This is a genomic window from Paenibacillus sp. FJAT-26967 (assembly GCF_001541095.1).
Lineage (GTDB): Bacteria > Bacillota > Bacilli > Paenibacillales > NBRC-103111 > Paenibacillus_F.
In genome coordinates this window covers 164,866-179,710 of the sequence record NZ_LMXH01000007.1, presented here as the reverse complement: position 1 = coordinate 179,710, position 14,845 = coordinate 164,866, and the positions used below count along the sequence as shown (strand labels likewise).

Here is a 14,845-nt window from a genome sequence, read left to right as displayed (position 1 = left end):
GACAAAGAGATCAGTTAGTGTTTACCTTATTTTATCCTCAACCAATTCAATAATTTCCCGTAGATCGCTGATGCCAAGTGCATCGGCGATTCTTTCTATGTGACTAAATTTAATACTCGTGCGCTTACTGTTGGAAAGTTCACTTAGTTCCGCATGTCTTACATCATATAAACGAAATAGTTCACGAGGGTTAAATGACATGACTTATTAATGATCCAATACCTCTTACTGTAAGGTTATTTCCAGTTAGGATAGGAAACCAAACAAGCTAGCACCTGATGGACAGGAACTAGCTTGTTGTTTTGAGGTATTACCGTTTTTTTCTGTTTACTATTACCCAGCATAAATAAAGAATAAAAAAAGTTATGCTTACAATTAGTAGGGCATACCCCATAGCACTAATAAATATACTCAATGTTAAAGCGATCGGTATTGTCATAAGAATAAGAGATGCATTCTCAACAACATTATTTGGTTTTTTTATACTCTTGTAAATTCGTATTATTACGAAAAACATTACAGAACAATAAGCTAGAATGAGTAATATGGCGTACATGTGCCCTCCTTTTTGTACTTTCACAGGGCTATGGGAAACATTATAGCTACAATTTCTTGATAGTTTGGTATGCTTTTTCTTCTGCTTCAACTGCTTGATCAAACATAGTTATCAAATATTTTCATATTCCTCCTGGTATTATTGAGAAATATTATTTTTTATGGTAAGTGTGTTCAATTCCATTGGTAGTAGTAATGCTTTCGACATTGCTTGTAATATTGACTTCTCCGATTTTTGTAACCTGATTGATAAATATTTCGTTTGCAAAAAGAAACGGAGTTATTAGATTCTTCATTTTTTCTTGCATTTGAGACAGAGCTAATAGTGAAAGAAAATACAAGCATAAAAGTAATGATTGAAACAATAAACCTTTGTTACTTTATGAACCTATTTTTACAAATATAATATAATATAGGTTTTCGTGCAAAGTTTTTTAAACATGACGGATTGTAATATGAAGTGCGACAGCTAAATACAAAGAAGCCTATGAATGGATTCGTGTGAAATGGAAGTTACCACACAACCATATTCTCCAGGAGAACCCCACATGAGCTACTCCCATCTTAGCATAATTGAACGTGGAGATGTGTGATTGTAATAGAAAAGTAAACCGTATTTGATTACGCATTCACGTACCACACCACAAGCAAAATTCTGTTAATCTATCCTTAAACCCTACAGGATGGAGGTAATTATTCATGACTCAACGATATAACAATTCCTTAATCCACCGTTTCGATAAGCTCGCAGAAAGGGTCGACACGTCAACGATTTTCCAACCTATGATGGAACAGCTTAATGCCTTAGAGTTAGAATTATTACAATCACTTGAACCGGATCAGCAAATGCTTTTCCGAGAGTGGCAGGACAAGGAACTGGCTTTGGAGTACATGAAGAAAGAGTGGATTTACGTCACAGGAGTACAAGACGGCATCAAGATTTTGTCCCAGCTTTATAGCGATTGACTGGCAGGTCATGTTTAGCTCTTAGTCAACCAAAAGGAAAAAATTCCGCAATCCATACACAGCTCAAAGCCTCGGTCTCATTACCGTATAGGTATCGAGACCTAGGCTTTTTTTGTTTTGTGCCCTCCAAGAAAGGAAATCCATGGAATTTTAGCGAATGATGTCTTATATCGTTTTATGAATGAGGAGATACGTATGTTTGCTAAACTACGGGCGCTTTTTGCCAAGCCAGCATCAGAACCACCCCAAAAGAAAGCTAAACAGGGACCCGCCGCGAAACGCCCCAAAGTGGAAGCCACCCGGATTGGGGAGCTGGGGGAGCACAAAATCAATATTCAATTGGATCAGCTTCCAAAGGAATGCCGTTATCTGAGCGATCTGCTGATTCCGAATCTAAAGTCACGGTCAGGATACTCTCAAATTGATCATTTGGTCATTTCTCCCTATGGGCTTTTTGTCATTGAAACGAAGAATTACAACGGGGAAATCAAGGGTACGCGTAAGGACCGATACTGGCGTGTAAGTAACCGGTTCAACATGTACAATCCGCTGATGCAGAACTACGGGCATATCAAAGCGGTCGAGCTGCAAATTCCAGCGTACAAGCAGGTGAAATTCATTTCGATGATTTCGTTTGCGATGCGGTGCCGGTTTAGCATAGATCCGGAGCTGCGGAAGATTCAATCTGATGAACTTATCGTGTATGATGTAGAGCTCTCGGAGTTTATCGGGCGCAAGATTGTGCGCATGAAGACAGAGAATTCGGAGCCGTCTCTTTCGCAAACGGATATTGTGCAGATTTATGAGCAAATCGCTAAAGCGAATCTTACAGACGCTAAGATCAGAGCGGAGCATATTGAGAAGAGTAAAAAATCTTAATGGAAAAGGATCACTCTGATAAGATCATGCGGGACATATAATTTGGGAGCGTCAGGCCTAAGGCCTGCGCTTCTTTTTTGCTGTCCGGGTATATTCCAAGGGATTAGTACGAATGAGCCTGGAAACAGGCGCGTTCAGAATTAGTTCAGAAGGAATCTTTATAATAACAAACGGACGTTTAGTCTACTAATTTTAAACTAACAGAAAGATGGGGCCTGCATGAAAAATTTTAAATTCGCTTGTTCGATTATCGTTTCTTTTGTGGTATTATTTTCCGCATACAATTGGGTGTCATCGTCTAATCATCTCGCGTATGCGAATTCAGATTGGGAGGCGGTAGGCGCTGCCGGTTTTTCAACCGGATATGCCGGTTCTCCTATGCTGGCTATGCATAATGGAATGCCCTATGTCGCGTTTAGGGATGAAGATGCTGGTGAAGGAATTACCGTCATGAAATATAACGGTACCGCTTGGGAGCTTGTAGGTACTCCCGGTTTCACGGGTGATTATGCGGGCTCGATTTCGCTGGTTGTGGATAACGGGGTTCCTTATGTAGCCTACGTGGATGAAGATAACGGAGGAAAAGCGAAGGTCATGAAGTTTAACGGGGCGGCTTGGGAGACGGTAGGCCCCGGCGGTATTTCCTCGGGCTATTCGAATTACACGTCGCTGGCATTCGATAATGGAACGCCTTACGTAGCTTTTCTGGATAATGACAACGGTGAAAAGGCGACGGTTATGAAATTTAACGGGTCTGTCTGGGAGACGGTAGGTGATCCCGGTTTCTCGGAAGGCATCGCTGAATACACTTCGCTGGCTTTTGCTGGAGGAACCCCTTACGTCGCTTTTGTGAACGTGACAGAAGGTGAGAAAGCAGCTGTTATGAAGTTTAACGGATCGGCTTGGGAGACGGTAGGTCCCAGCGTTTTATCGACAGGTTCTATTAACCGTATCTCGCTGGAGATGTCGGGCAGTACGCCTTATGTGGCTTTTGAAGATGAGGATCAAGATGATAAAGCAACGGTTATGAGGTTTAACGGATTGGTCTGGGAGACGGTAGGTCCCGCCGGTTTCACTCCTGGACCTGTTTCACGACCTTCGCTAGCGGTGGCGGACGGAACGCCTTATCTCGTTTTCGAGGATGATATGGAGGATGACAAAGCAACTGTGATGAAGTTTAACGGGGCGGCCTGGGAGACGGTGGGTCCTGTCGGCTTTACGGGAAGCACGATTTCCGGACCTTTTATTACGGTAGACAATGGAACGCCTTATGTAGTTTTCCGGGATGATGATAATGGGGATAAAGCCACGGTCATGAGATATGTTTCTACGGGAGTTTCGGATGCGGAAGCTGTGGCGAATACCAAAGCGGCGCTGGCTGTCGGCTATGCCGGGGGGGATAGCGCAAGCGATGTTACGCAGGATGTAACCTTGAATACGGCAGGGCTGCACGGTACGACGGTGAGCTGGGCTTCCGATAAAGCGGGCGTTATAGCATCGGATGGTACCGTGCAGCGTCCACCATACGCGGCTGGAAATCAGAGCGTTACATTAACCGCTACGATTACTAAGGGAAGCGAAACGGATACGCGAACTTTTGCCGTTGTTGTGACGGCTGCGCAGCGCACGGACGCGGAGGCTGTTGCGGAAGCTAAGGCGGCTCTTGCTGTCGGCTATGCGGCAGGAGACAGTGCGGTTAACGTGACGCAGAATGTGGTCTTGTCTGCGGCGGGACTGAACGAAACTGCGATTAGCTGGTCTTCCAGCGATCCGGCGGTTGTTGCGTCTGACGGTACGATACATCGCCCGGCATTTAGTGCGGGAGATGCCAATGTGACGCTGACGGCAACCATCACCAAGAACAATGCTTCGGATACCCAAACCTATCATGTGCGGGTGCTGAAACATGATCCTCAGCAAAATGCGGAACTGGTTTCTCTCGTAAGCTCGCATGATAACTTTGTTTTTTCACCGGATACGCTTCAGTACACGGTGAATGTAGGAAATACGGCAACCAGCATCACCGTAACGCCAACGCTGGCCGACCCGTCAGCCACCGTAAAAATAAACGATACGCTCGTAACAAGCGGTCAGCCGAGTCAAGCCATTGTACTGAGAGTCGGACAGAACGTGATACCGGTTACGGTTACGGCGCAAGACGGGGTGACTAACAAAATCTACACACTCACCGTGAATCGTGCTGATTCTTCAAGCGGGGGTGGAGGCAGCTGGAACACGTCTTCTCCTTCCGGTGATACACGAACCGTCTCGGTTCTTACAGGCGGCAGCAAAGGAACTCCGGCAGTAAGTGTGGAAATTACACGCACGACAACCGGGGGAAGTACCAAAGATCTTGTCACTCTTACCAAATCTAAGGCGGAAGAAGCGCTTGCGAAGGCGGACGGAAACAACAAGACACTGTTGATCCCTATGTATGACGGCAAAAGCAGTGAAGCCGATCAAGTTGCACTTACCGTTGTAAAAGAAGCCCTTGCGGCGCTGGCGTCCGGTCAAGCTTCTATTGAAATGATGGCGGAGAAAGCAAAAGTGACGCTTCCCCGGGAAACCATCGCTGCTTTAGACAAACAGGATCTTCAAATCACGATGGAACGTGTCGCAGGAAAGAGCGAGGTGCAGAAAACGCGCACACGGCTGCAAGCCATAGAAGCAGGCGCAATTGTAGTGGGAACACCGCTGCACATTGAGACTAATTTTGCCGGAAAATCAAAGATCACATTGCCGTTGACAGGGATGAAGCTTCCTGTTGATCCGAAAGAACTAGACTCTTTTCTACGTTCGCTCGGCGTGTTCATCGAACACAGTGACGGGGAGAGTAAACTGGATAAAGGCCAGATTGAATATGATGAGAATAAGAAGCCCGCAGGTATTTCGATTTGGGTCGATAAATTCAGCACGTTTACGATTGTAGGGCTTCCGGGAGATAAAATGGAAGAGAATCCTGCTGCTGCTTCTTTGACGGACATTCAAGGACACTGGGCGCAAAAACGGATAGAACAGTTGATTCAAGCCGGAGCCATTGCAGGCTATCCGGATAAAACTTTCAAACCCGATCAGACGATTACCCGTGCGGAGTTTGTAGAGGTCGTTGTCAAAGCCTTCGGTTTACAGCCAAAAGCAGACGGGCAAGCGGAGTTCCGCGATACTACTGCACACTGGGCGAAAGAGGCCATCGATACGGCATACGCACATGGCGTCATTAGTGGACATAATGCGGCTGTATTTGGTGCCGATGAACGCATTACACGTGAACAAATGGCAGTTATTCTTACGAATGTGAAGAAACAGAATGCCGGAGGCAAGGAAGTTGCCGACTTCGGGGACGCTGCATCTATTTCCGAATGGGCGCAGGAGGCTGTAGCAAAAGCAGCAGCAATGGGAATGGTTACCGGCTACCCGGATCAAACCTTCCAGCCGCAGCGAGCCGCAACTCGGTCCGAAGCGGTCATGATGATTACGAATGCCCTACAAGTAAAATAGCGGCACGATCATCCGTTCAGACTTCTGAACTAAGGTTCATCTGCCAGTAACTTTGCCAAATCAACCGTTGAAAAAACTGCCACGGGTCATTCCGGGGCAGTCTTTTCAACGGTTTTTGCTTCTGTCAAACGGCTTGTATACGTGCTTTCGGGGAAGATGATGGACCGGCATGTCCGGATGAGATTATTCTGAATAGTCCGCAAAAAGCGTATGAGCGTTCGACCCGTCCAGACGGCTCGAAGGGTTATTACCGCAGCAGGCTGGGATGACAAGAACGTGCCCTTCTGTTTTGCCATCTCTATTCCGTGAATAAAAATTTATGTACCCTTGTAGAGATTGCTCTATCAAATATAACATTATCATCCTTTTATGTTAAAATTATATGCATTCGATAGATCATTGTTGATTTTATGTGGAGGGGAAGCGAGATGAAGAACAATTGGGTAACCGTCCTGTGCCTACTAGCTGTAGCTTCTATATTATTTGGAATCTGGGGAAGAGCAATAACTCCTAACGCACCTTCAATTGGTTATATTCTCGTTATTGTATGTATGACTTCAGCTTTTATTATCAATCTGGTGAAAATCAGAAAATCAAAACGGTAAGTTCTGTTGATTTCACAAGTCTGAACTATTACCTTTTAAGGAATATAGTTTGTCCAGACGTGGGTTTAACTTTTTACCTTAACAACCATATAGATCTATCTAGGAAAACTTTTGAAACTATAAGGAGCGAAATCGTATAAAATAACTTGTTTATTAATCCTCGGAGGTCCAACGATGATCCGTAACAATCTGATTTCGCTCGGAATCCACCTGCTCATTCTTCTGATGTCAGCTCTTCTTATTGCTGCCGAGACTAATCCGGTGTACCTCTTTGTTGTAGTGCTGCTTGCTTTTGCCGCATATTTTTTGCTGGGTTATCAATTACTTCAACCTAAGAACAGTGGAATTGCCAACCTTGTCTCTGTGGGATTGGTGAGCCTGATTGGTTTATTCATTGGACTTTATTGCTGGCTGGTTCCCGGTCAGATGGGGTTTAATTGGATGATTTTTTTAGCGTATAACGTATATTCCTTCGTGCTCGCACAGATTTTTCAATTTTCTCCGAATCCTGCTGGGACACTTTGGTTCTTCCTTTTACCTTCCTTATTGCTCTGGTTGTCTTTACAGGTAAAGAGTCTAAGAAACAATAAAGGAGTAGGTAAGAGTGAAATATTGAAGTAAATTTTCTTGAGGCTGGACAGCATCTGAAAAGAGCCATTATTTACAGCTTGGTCCTGTGATGTTGCGCTATTGCTGACGCACATAGCGTCAGGCTATGGTCAGCGTTTCTTTTTCTCGCGAATGGCTCCCGATCGTTAGTTCCATCCATTCCATGTAAAGTATAAATAACAAAGAGGAGCCTGGGCTCCTCTTTGTTATTTTGATTTTTTCTGGTCGGAATATGTTTTAACGGCAATGATTAAATTTAGAATTCCAGTCAACATGGTGCTGATAATCACAATTAGTTGAACAGTGGAAGGGCCTGCTATGTCACCATTCCCGATCGGGCCGACTTTAGGTTGATTCATATCCCATAATCCATATAGTAATCCTGTCAACGGGATAAGTATTACGAGGATACTGACAAAAATATAAGCTGTATACTTATTCATATCCATCTCCTCCCACTATGAAGTAATTAACAGGCGGCAGCAATCATGCATTCTTTCCTATCATCTGGTCCGGGATAGTATATTTTTCCTTTTTTTCATCTTAACATAGTCTCAAACTCAGAAGGTAGCTCAATTGAAAATACATATGTACAGACGACCCTGAATCAATTTTTCAGGGTCGTTTTTTTATCCTTGACGGCTTGGGAGCTTCTCCAAAGGTCAAAATATTTTCAAATCGGTCAATGGAGTTTCTTATATGTCCTTCCGGGGTTCGGTACAATACGTGTAACTGATAAGAAGAAGGTGACAGGATGAAGCTGGCGAGGTTAGGCGTTCTTATCGATGAAGCGACGGTGAAGAAGCGCCAGAATTGCGGCGTGAATGTGTTCGAGTGTTACATAGAAGAAATTCTTGAACATGCGGGAGTGCCGTTTACGGTGATCGCGGACAGCGGCGCGCTGGACACTTCCATGTTCGATATTGTGATTGCTTCGGTCGTACCGGAGAACGATGCGGCAATGGGTTTGCTGTGGGATTTTGCGCAAGCCGGGGGGACGCTCATCTCCTACGGCGGCCTTGGACCGCTTGCCAAGCGGCTTGGCTGCACGCAGGGGGCGCGTCCGGGCACGTGTTATGCCCGGCTGCCCGAGTTCCGTGCGGTGCCGACGGGTCTGCGGTGCTTATCCGCTCAGCCATGGCAGGCGGATAAGGAAGACTCCGGCACGGAGCACGGAGAGCTGCATGCAGCCTCGCCTCATGGCGAGCTTAGCGGTCCGGTGCTGCACTCCTTTGCGGTTGGCAAAGGGACGATTCAGCGGTGGGCGGTAGATATTCCGGCCACGGTCGTCCATTTGCAGCAAGGGAGGGGACCGGTCTATCAGGACGGCATTCCGGCTCCGGATGGAAGCGCTAACATTGATGAGGGTATCCTGAAGGCGGATGACGAGGTCAGTTTCGACTGGCAGTGGGACCGCAGCAGGACGGCGACGGGAATGCCTTATTTTGCTTATCCTCATGCGGATTATTGGCGGGAGGTGCTCCTGTCTCATCTGATCCGATGTGCACTGGCGACGAGACGGTCGCTCCCGCTGCTGGATTATTGGCCGGAGGGAACGGGGCGGGTGGCGCTTATCTCGTTCGATAGTGATTTTAATGAGGACGAAAGAGCGATCGTCACACTGGACGTTCTAAAGGAACTGAAGGTCCCGTCCACTTGGTGCATGATCGAGCCCGGTTATTCTGCTCAAGTATATGAGCGGGTACAGGCGGAGGGGCACGAGCTGGCTCTGCACTACAATGCTCTGGAGCAGGAGAACGGCATTTGGAGTCTGGAGGAATTCACGCGCCAGCGGCTGTGGGTGCAGGCCGCGACGGGAGTGGAACAAGTCACTTCGAGCAAAAACCACTATACCAGATATGAAGGCTGGGGTGAGCTGTTCCGCTGGTGCGAGGCGAACGGCGTTGCCGCCGATCAGACAAGAGGACCGACAAAGCGGGGCAATGTGGGATTCTTGTTCGGGACGTGTCACCCGTATTTTCCAATCGCCTGGTGTGACGAGGGGAACCGGAGATACGATGTGCTGGAAATCGGATTCCTGACCCAGGACATGAACCACCCCAGCTTGTCCGATACGTCTGTGATTGAGCCTTTTCTGGAACAAGTTGCGAATGTAGGGGGCGTGGCGCACTTTCTTTTTCACCAGATTCATATACACGGTCTGGAGCCGGTGCGCCAAGCCATACGCGAGGTTGTGCTGCAAGCCAACCAGATGGGCTTCACATTCTGGACCTCGAAGCAAATCAATGACTGGCAACGGGCGAGAAGAAAGATACAGGTGACCGGCATAGATGAATCCGGACGGGTTCAGCTGGAGCGAGCGGGCGTGGAGGAAGCTCTGGCGGTATGGCTGCCGGTCAGCGAAGCTGCGGAGACCATTGAACCCGGAGAACCCGCAGAATCCCGGGATTCCAAAGAACCCAAAGAACCCAAAGAACCCAAAGAACCCAAAGAACCCAAAGAACCCAAAGAACCCAAAGAACCCAAAGAACCCAAAGAACCCAATGAGATTGTATACCGATACGGCATTCCTTGTATCAAGCAAGTTAAGCACAGCACTTGGGAGGAGCGGAATACGGATGAATAGAGCAGAATTAGCGATTCACGGCGGCAGTAAGGTCAAGACGACGGCTTTTGGAACGGGCAAACGGTTCGGATTCGAAGAGGTGTCGGAGCTTGTGGAGGCGCTGAATCAGAATACGCTTTTCTATCATTTCGGCGGCAAGGTAAAGCAGTTTCTTCATGACTTCAATGAAATGTACGGTGTCCGCTACAGTGTGGCTGCGTCTTCCGGGACTGCGGCTATCCATGTGGCGCTTGGAGCTGCCGGCATAACGGCCGGGGACGAGGTCATTACGAGCCCGATTACGGATCAGGGGACGCTGATCGGCATTCTGTACCAGAACGCGATTCCTGTCTTCGCCGACCTCGACCCGCATACGTACAACATGGACCCGCAATCAATTGAGGCGCGGATCACCGGGCGGACCAAAGCCATCGTGGTTGTTCATCTGGCAGGCAATGCGGCTGATATGGACCCGATTATGGAGATTGCCCGCAAGCACAAGCTTAAGGTCATTGAGGACTGCGCGCAAAGCTACCTGACGAAGTATAAAGGCAAGCTGGTCGGCACGATCGGTGATTACGGCTGCTTCAGCACGAATGATTTCAAGCATATTTCGACCGGAGATGGAGGGCTGGTGACGGTCAATTCCGGAGATGAGAAGGATTATCATGTGACGCATGCTTTTGCGGATAAAAACTACCAGCGCTTCGGCAGCAGCGTCCAGCGTGATCTGCATCATCTGGCGCCCAACTACCGGATGACGGAGCTTCAGGGCGCGGTCGGCATTGCGCAGCTGAAGAAGCTTGGGAGCATATGCGAGCGCAGGCAGCAGTACGGTGACCGTATTACGGCCGAGATCGGTGGGCTTCCGGGGATTGAACCGCACGTAGTGGAGCCGGGCAACGAGTGCACGTACTGGTTCTACATGTTCCGGTTGAATCTCAGCGAACTGAGCTGCACACGTACGGAATTCTGCAAGGCGCTTGAAGCGGAGGGGATTCCGAATATGGAAGGGTACATTCCGGATGTGGTGTATATGCAGCCTTTATTCCAGAATAGAACGGCGTATCCGGACTCTCATTATCCTTTCGAGCTGACCGGAATGACGTATGAAAGAGGGCTTTGCCCGAACGCGGAGAGCATTCTGCAGACGGCGGTGCGGCTGCCAGTCAATGAATTTTATACGGAGAAGGACATCGGCGAGATGGTAGCAGGTATTCACAAGGTCGCTTCCTTCTACGGAAAACGATAGGAGGGCGGGATGATGAAGACAGACAGCAAGATGAGGCTGGGCATCATCGGACTGGATACTTCGCATGCGGCAGCGTTTACCGAGCTGCTGAGCCAGGAGAGTCACCCCTATCACGTGCAGGGCGGCATCGTTACCGCAGCATACCCGGGGGGTTCCGGCGACTTTGAGCTGAGCCGCTCCCGGGTACAGGGCTTCACGGATGAGCTGCGGCAGAAGTACGGCGTTCAGATCGCAGACTCCCCGGAAGAGGTGGCCCGGCAGTGTGACGCCATACTTCTGGAATCCGTCGATGGACGCGTGCATCTGGAGCAGTTCCGCCGGATAGTCGGCTACGGCAAGCCGGTATTTATTGATAAGCCGTTCACGGTGGACGCCGCTGAGGCAGCCGAAATTATCCGGCTGGCTGAGGAGAGCGCTGTGCCTGTCATGAGCAGCTCCGCTCTCCGGTTCGCCGAGGGAGTGAGGCAGTCGCTGACTGCCGGTGAACTCGGGCAGATTATCGGCGCGGACTGCTACGGCCCGATGGAGCTGCAGCCGACGCAGCCGGGCTTGTTCTGGTACGGCATCCACAGTGTGGAGATGCTGTACACGTTTATGGGGCCGGGCTGCTCCGAAGTAACGGCTGCGATGACCGAACACCACGATGTCGTCACAGGCACATGGAAGGATGGCCGCATCGGCACGATTCGGGGCAACCGCTGCGGTAACATGACCTTCGGCGCGATGGTGCATAGGGAGCAGGGCTCCCGGCCGGTCGATGTTTATGCGCACGATAAGCCGTATTATGCCAGCCTGCTTGAGCAGATCATGCCCTTTTTCCATAAGGGAGTGTCTCCGGTGACGCTGGATGAGACATGGGAAATCATCCGTTTTATCGAAGCAGCCAACGAGAGCCGGTTGAGCGGTAAGCCCGTCCGGCTGCGGTCATAGCGCAATGTCTGTCTACCGCAGGGAACTTGCATCGTTAACCGCAGAGCTTACGGACCCGGTGCAATGGGCATCCAAACGCGCAGCTATTCTGAAGCAGTGGCTGGAGCTGATGGGCGGTCTGCCGGAGCGGGTGCCGGTCCGTATCGACTGGCTGTCGTCTACATCCGAAGCTGCCCATACCCGTCATCATATCCGCTACGATACGGTGCACGGCGATCAGGTCACCGCGTACCTGCTGGTGCCGCACATTGCGGACGGCTCCGGGGCGCAGGCGCCGTTGCCGGCCGTGCTTGCCCTGCATCCGACTGCGGATGCGGGCAAAGGCGACATCGCGCTGGCTTCGGGAAGGGACGGCCGCAAGTATGCGCTTGAGCTGGTGGGGCGCGGATATGTGGTGTTAGCCCCGGACAGCATAACGGCCGGGGAGCGTCGGGAGGAAGGAAGCGGCTTCTTCCATACCGGAGCTTTCTATACCCGTCATCCCGAGTGGTCGGCCGTAGGCAAAATGCTGGCCGATCATCTGCAGGGACTTGATCTGCTCTGCACCCTGCCGCAGGTTGACTCGGCGCGGATCGGCGCCATCGGGCACTCGCTTGGAGGCTACAACGCTTATTTCCTGGCCGGTGTAGATGAACGGGTGAGAGCTGTCGCGGTCAGCTGCGGTCTCTCCACCTTCCATGGAGATCCCGAACCGGAGCGCTGGGGAGTGCGGAGCTGGTATACGCACCTGCCGGAGGTAACGGAGGCGCTTGCACAGGAGAGGCTCTCCTTCGATTTCCACGAAATCGCCGCACTGGCCGCCCCGACGCCGTTCTTCTGCTGGATTGCCCAGCAGGATACTTATATGCCTCACTGGCAGGAAATCGGTGAAGCTGCTGCAGAACTGCACCAGCTGTATGAATTCCTGGGCTGCGGGAGCAGGCTGCAGGCCGTCATCGGCACCTCGGGTCATGATTTTCCTGAACCCGTGCGCGAATGGGCCTACAATTTCCTGGATCACTGGTTAAGAAGATCAACTTAGCCGGATGAAGCTGCCGCTTCTGGGTCATAGGTGCGAACGAGCGCTGATTCTTACCCTAATCCTGCCTGGACTGCTGTATGCCGACCGTTCAGATCTTTCCCGAAGTAAAGCCAAGCTCACAAATACTCAAGACAAAAGAGGTGGTCTCCTTGCAGATTCATCCGCGTTCTCCTTCGGCTCCCGGCGTCAAGCGGCCACGGTTCAATAAGCAGCGGCTGCTCGAGAATGTATGCGGCTATGTGTTTATAACTCCGATGCTTATAGGAGTTACCATCATGACCCTGCTGCCGATTATTGCTTCCTTTTTCCTCAGCTTTACGGATTGGAATTTCCTGCACGGCTTCAAACGTATTGATTTTATCGGTTTGCGTAACTTCGAGCGATTGTTTGCGGACAGTATTTTCTGGCAAGCGATGAAGAACAATCTGATCTTTATGCTTGTGGTGCCGGCCACTTTAGCTCTGTCGCTTCTGCTCGCCGTCATCATTAATAAATATGTGTATTTCAAAGACATGTTCAAGGTCATTTATTTTATGCCCTATATCTCCAGCGTCGTAGCCGTAGCCATGGTGTGGCAGGTGCTGTTCCACCCGTCCTACGGTCCGGTCAACCAGATGCTCATGTCGATCGGCATCTCGGACCCTCCGAAATGGATTGCGGACGTCAATTTTGCACTCCCGTCGATCATGATGATCATGATCTGGGTGTCCATCGGCTACAATCTGATTATTTATATTGCAGGGCTGCAGTCCATACCGGCTGAGCTTTACGAGGCTGCGGAGATGGACGGCGCCAAGCCGTGGCAGCAGTTCCGCAGTATTACGCTGCCGATGCTGTCGCCGACGACTTTCTTCCTTCTGATTACCGGACTGATCGGGACGTTCAAAGTATTCGATCTGGTCCAGGTACTTACCGGAGGCGGCCCGGCTAACTCCACCACTGTCGTTGTGTTTCATTTGTACGAGACCGCATTCGTTCATTTGAAAATGGGCTATGCATCTACAATGGCCCTGGTGCTGTTCGTCACTATTTTTCTCATTACGCTCATTCAATGGTATGGCCAGCGCAAATGGGTGAACTACTAGGAGGTGAAGCCAAATGACATTCCGGAATCTGGATATCCGCAAAGTCATCATGACCGCGATTCTGCTTGCGATCGGATTAGCGTTCCTGCTTCCATTCCTATGGATGGTGTCGACTTCTCTGAAGCCGGAGGCAGACGTGTTCAAGTATCCGATCGAATGGATTCCGAAGCAGTGGCAGGCCGTGCAGAACTATTCGGAGGTGTGGATGGGCCAGTATCCGTTCTACCTCTTCTACTGGAACTCGATCAAAGTGACCGTACTCACTACACTTTGCTCCCTGCTGTTCTCCTGCATGGCCGCTTACGCATTCGCGAAGATTGATTTTAAAGGGAGAGAAGCCGCTTTCCTGATCGTACTGGCCACCTATATGATCCCGAGCCAGGCTATTCTCGTTCCTCAATTTATTATTTACCGCGAGCTGAGGCTTTTCGATACCCATACCGGCCTCATTCTGCTTAACAGCTTCAGTGTTCTTGGGACCTTCCTGCTCCGGCAGTTTTTCCTGGGCATTAACAATGAATATATAGATGCGGCCAAAATGGACGGTGCCGGGCACACCCGCATTTTTTTTACGATCGGCATTCCTCTGGTCCGTCCGGCTATCGCTACCTATGGTATACTGCGGTTTATCTGGACCTGGAACGACTACCAGAATCCGCTCATATTCCTGCGGTCGGAGCATTTGTTCACGCTGCAGCTCGGTATCCGCAAATTCGCAGACGCCTATGGCGAGTTCTACTCTCTGATTATGGCCGGCTCGGTTATTGCCATTGTTCCGCTCCTGCTTGTATTCCTGATCGGGCAGAAGCAGGTTATCGAAGGGATCTCCCTTGGCGGGGTCAAAGGTTAACGATCGGCGATGGTGTTCCCTGTGCACCC

Annotated in this window: 12 protein-coding genes; 10 read left to right on the top strand and 2 right to left on the bottom strand. The window is 49.8% G+C overall.

What is annotated here, in order from left to right; translation table 11 throughout:
• Positions 1-21: 21 nt before the first annotated feature.
• Positions 22-201, bottom strand: coding sequence for a helix-turn-helix domain-containing protein (locus AR333_RS24395; protein WP_084783933.1), 180 nt, complete (start codon positions 199-201; stop codon positions 22-24).
• Positions 202-1,254: 1,053 nt separating this feature from the next.
• On the opposite strand from AR333_RS24395, the gene AR333_RS21245 reads away from it, so the two are divergent.
• From AR333_RS21245 to AR333_RS21230, 4 genes are all read left to right on the top strand, one after another.
• Positions 1,255-1,521 carry a hypothetical protein gene (locus AR333_RS21245; RefSeq protein ID WP_068777371.1) on the top strand — a complete coding sequence of 89 codons (267 nt, stop codon included), beginning with the start codon at positions 1,255-1,257 and terminating at the stop codon, positions 1,519-1,521.
• A gap of 195 nt (positions 1,522-1,716) precedes the next feature.
• The gene (locus AR333_RS21240; protein WP_068777370.1) at positions 1,717-2,400 is read left to right on the top strand and encodes a nuclease-related domain-containing protein; all 684 of its coding nucleotides are present in this window, start codon (positions 1,717-1,719) and stop codon (positions 2,398-2,400) included.
• Between the two features lie 219 nt (positions 2,401-2,619).
• Positions 2,620-5,898, top strand: a complete 3,279-nt coding sequence (locus tag AR333_RS21235) for an immunoglobulin-like domain-containing protein (protein ID WP_068777369.1) — start codon at positions 2,620-2,622, stop codon at positions 5,896-5,898.
• A gap of 779 nt (positions 5,899-6,677) precedes the next feature.
• Entirely contained in the window at positions 6,678-7,124 is a 447-nt protein-coding gene (locus tag AR333_RS21230; RefSeq protein ID WP_068777368.1) for a hypothetical protein, read from the top strand.
• Between the two features lie 194 nt (positions 7,125-7,318).
• Here AR333_RS21230 and AR333_RS21225 read toward each other — a convergent pair whose 3' ends face one another.
• Positions 7,319-7,555, bottom strand: a complete 237-nt coding sequence (locus AR333_RS21225; RefSeq protein WP_068777367.1) for a hypothetical protein — start codon at positions 7,553-7,555, stop codon at positions 7,319-7,321.
• A gap of 311 nt (positions 7,556-7,866) precedes the next feature.
• On the opposite strand from AR333_RS21225, the gene AR333_RS25085 reads away from it, so the two are divergent.
• The 6 genes from AR333_RS25085 to AR333_RS21195 all read left to right on the top strand — a co-directional run bounded on the left by AR333_RS25085 (position 7,867) and on the right by AR333_RS21195 (position 14,816).
• Entirely contained in the window at positions 7,867-9,699 is a 1,833-nt protein-coding gene (locus AR333_RS25085) for a hypothetical protein (protein ID WP_172798917.1), read from the top strand.
• Positions 9,692-10,930: a DegT/DnrJ/EryC1/StrS aminotransferase family protein gene (locus AR333_RS21215; protein WP_068777366.1), complete on the top strand. Its 1,239-nt coding sequence runs from the start codon at positions 9,692-9,694 to the stop codon at positions 10,928-10,930. Before AR333_RS25085 ends, AR333_RS21215 begins: the two co-directional genes overlap by 8 nt.
• 9 nt (positions 10,931-10,939) lie before the next feature.
• On the top strand, positions 10,940-11,860 hold the full coding sequence (locus AR333_RS21210; RefSeq protein WP_253735935.1) for a Gfo/Idh/MocA family protein: 921 nt from the start codon (positions 10,940-10,942) through the stop codon (positions 11,858-11,860).
• A 4-nt stretch (positions 11,861-11,864) separates the two neighbouring features.
• Positions 11,865-12,881, top strand: a complete 1,017-nt coding sequence (locus AR333_RS21205; protein WP_068777365.1) for a S9 family peptidase — start codon at positions 11,865-11,867, stop codon at positions 12,879-12,881.
• 215 nt (positions 12,882-13,096) lie between these two features.
• On the top strand, positions 13,097-13,966 hold the full coding sequence (locus tag AR333_RS21200; protein ID WP_253735942.1) for a carbohydrate ABC transporter permease: 870 nt from the start codon (positions 13,097-13,099) through the stop codon (positions 13,964-13,966).
• Positions 13,967-13,979: 13 nt separating this feature from the next.
• Positions 13,980-14,816 carry a carbohydrate ABC transporter permease gene (locus tag AR333_RS21195; protein WP_068777363.1) on the top strand — a complete coding sequence of 279 codons (837 nt, stop codon included), beginning with the start codon at positions 13,980-13,982 and terminating at the stop codon, positions 14,814-14,816.
• Positions 14,817-14,845 lie beyond the last annotated feature (29 nt).

Excerpts from the sequence above, each read along its gene's own strand:
- AR333_RS21235 (WP_068777369.1), top strand. The coding sequence starts at position 2,620 with ATGAAAAATTTTAAATTCGCTTGTTCGATTATCGTTTCTTTTGTGGTA.
- AR333_RS21195 (WP_068777363.1), top strand. The coding sequence starts at position 13,980 with ATGACATTCCGGAATCTGGATATCCGCAAAGTCATCATGACCGCGATT.
- AR333_RS21205 (WP_068777365.1), top strand. The coding sequence starts at position 11,865 with ATGTCTGTCTACCGCAGGGAACTTGCATCGTTAACCGCAGAGCTTACG.
- AR333_RS21245 (WP_068777371.1), top strand. The coding sequence starts at position 1,255 with ATGACTCAACGATATAACAATTCCTTAATCCACCGTTTCGATAAGCTC.
- AR333_RS21215 (WP_068777366.1), top strand. The coding sequence starts at position 9,692 with ATGAATAGAGCAGAATTAGCGATTCACGGCGGCAGTAAGGTCAAGACG.
- AR333_RS21210 (WP_253735935.1), top strand. The coding sequence starts at position 10,940 with ATGATGAAGACAGACAGCAAGATGAGGCTGGGCATCATCGGACTGGAT.
- AR333_RS21240 (WP_068777370.1), top strand. The coding sequence starts at position 1,717 with ATGTTTGCTAAACTACGGGCGCTTTTTGCCAAGCCAGCATCAGAACCA.
- AR333_RS21230 (WP_068777368.1), top strand. The coding sequence starts at position 6,678 with ATGATCCGTAACAATCTGATTTCGCTCGGAATCCACCTGCTCATTCTT.
- AR333_RS21225 (WP_068777367.1), bottom strand. The coding sequence starts at position 7,555 with ATGAATAAGTATACAGCTTATATTTTTGTCAGTATCCTCGTAATACTT.
- AR333_RS24395 (WP_084783933.1), bottom strand. The coding sequence starts at position 201 with ATGTCATTTAACCCTCGTGAACTATTTCGTTTATATGATGTAAGACAT.
- AR333_RS25085 (WP_172798917.1), top strand. The coding sequence starts at position 7,867 with ATGAAGCTGGCGAGGTTAGGCGTTCTTATCGATGAAGCGACGGTGAAG.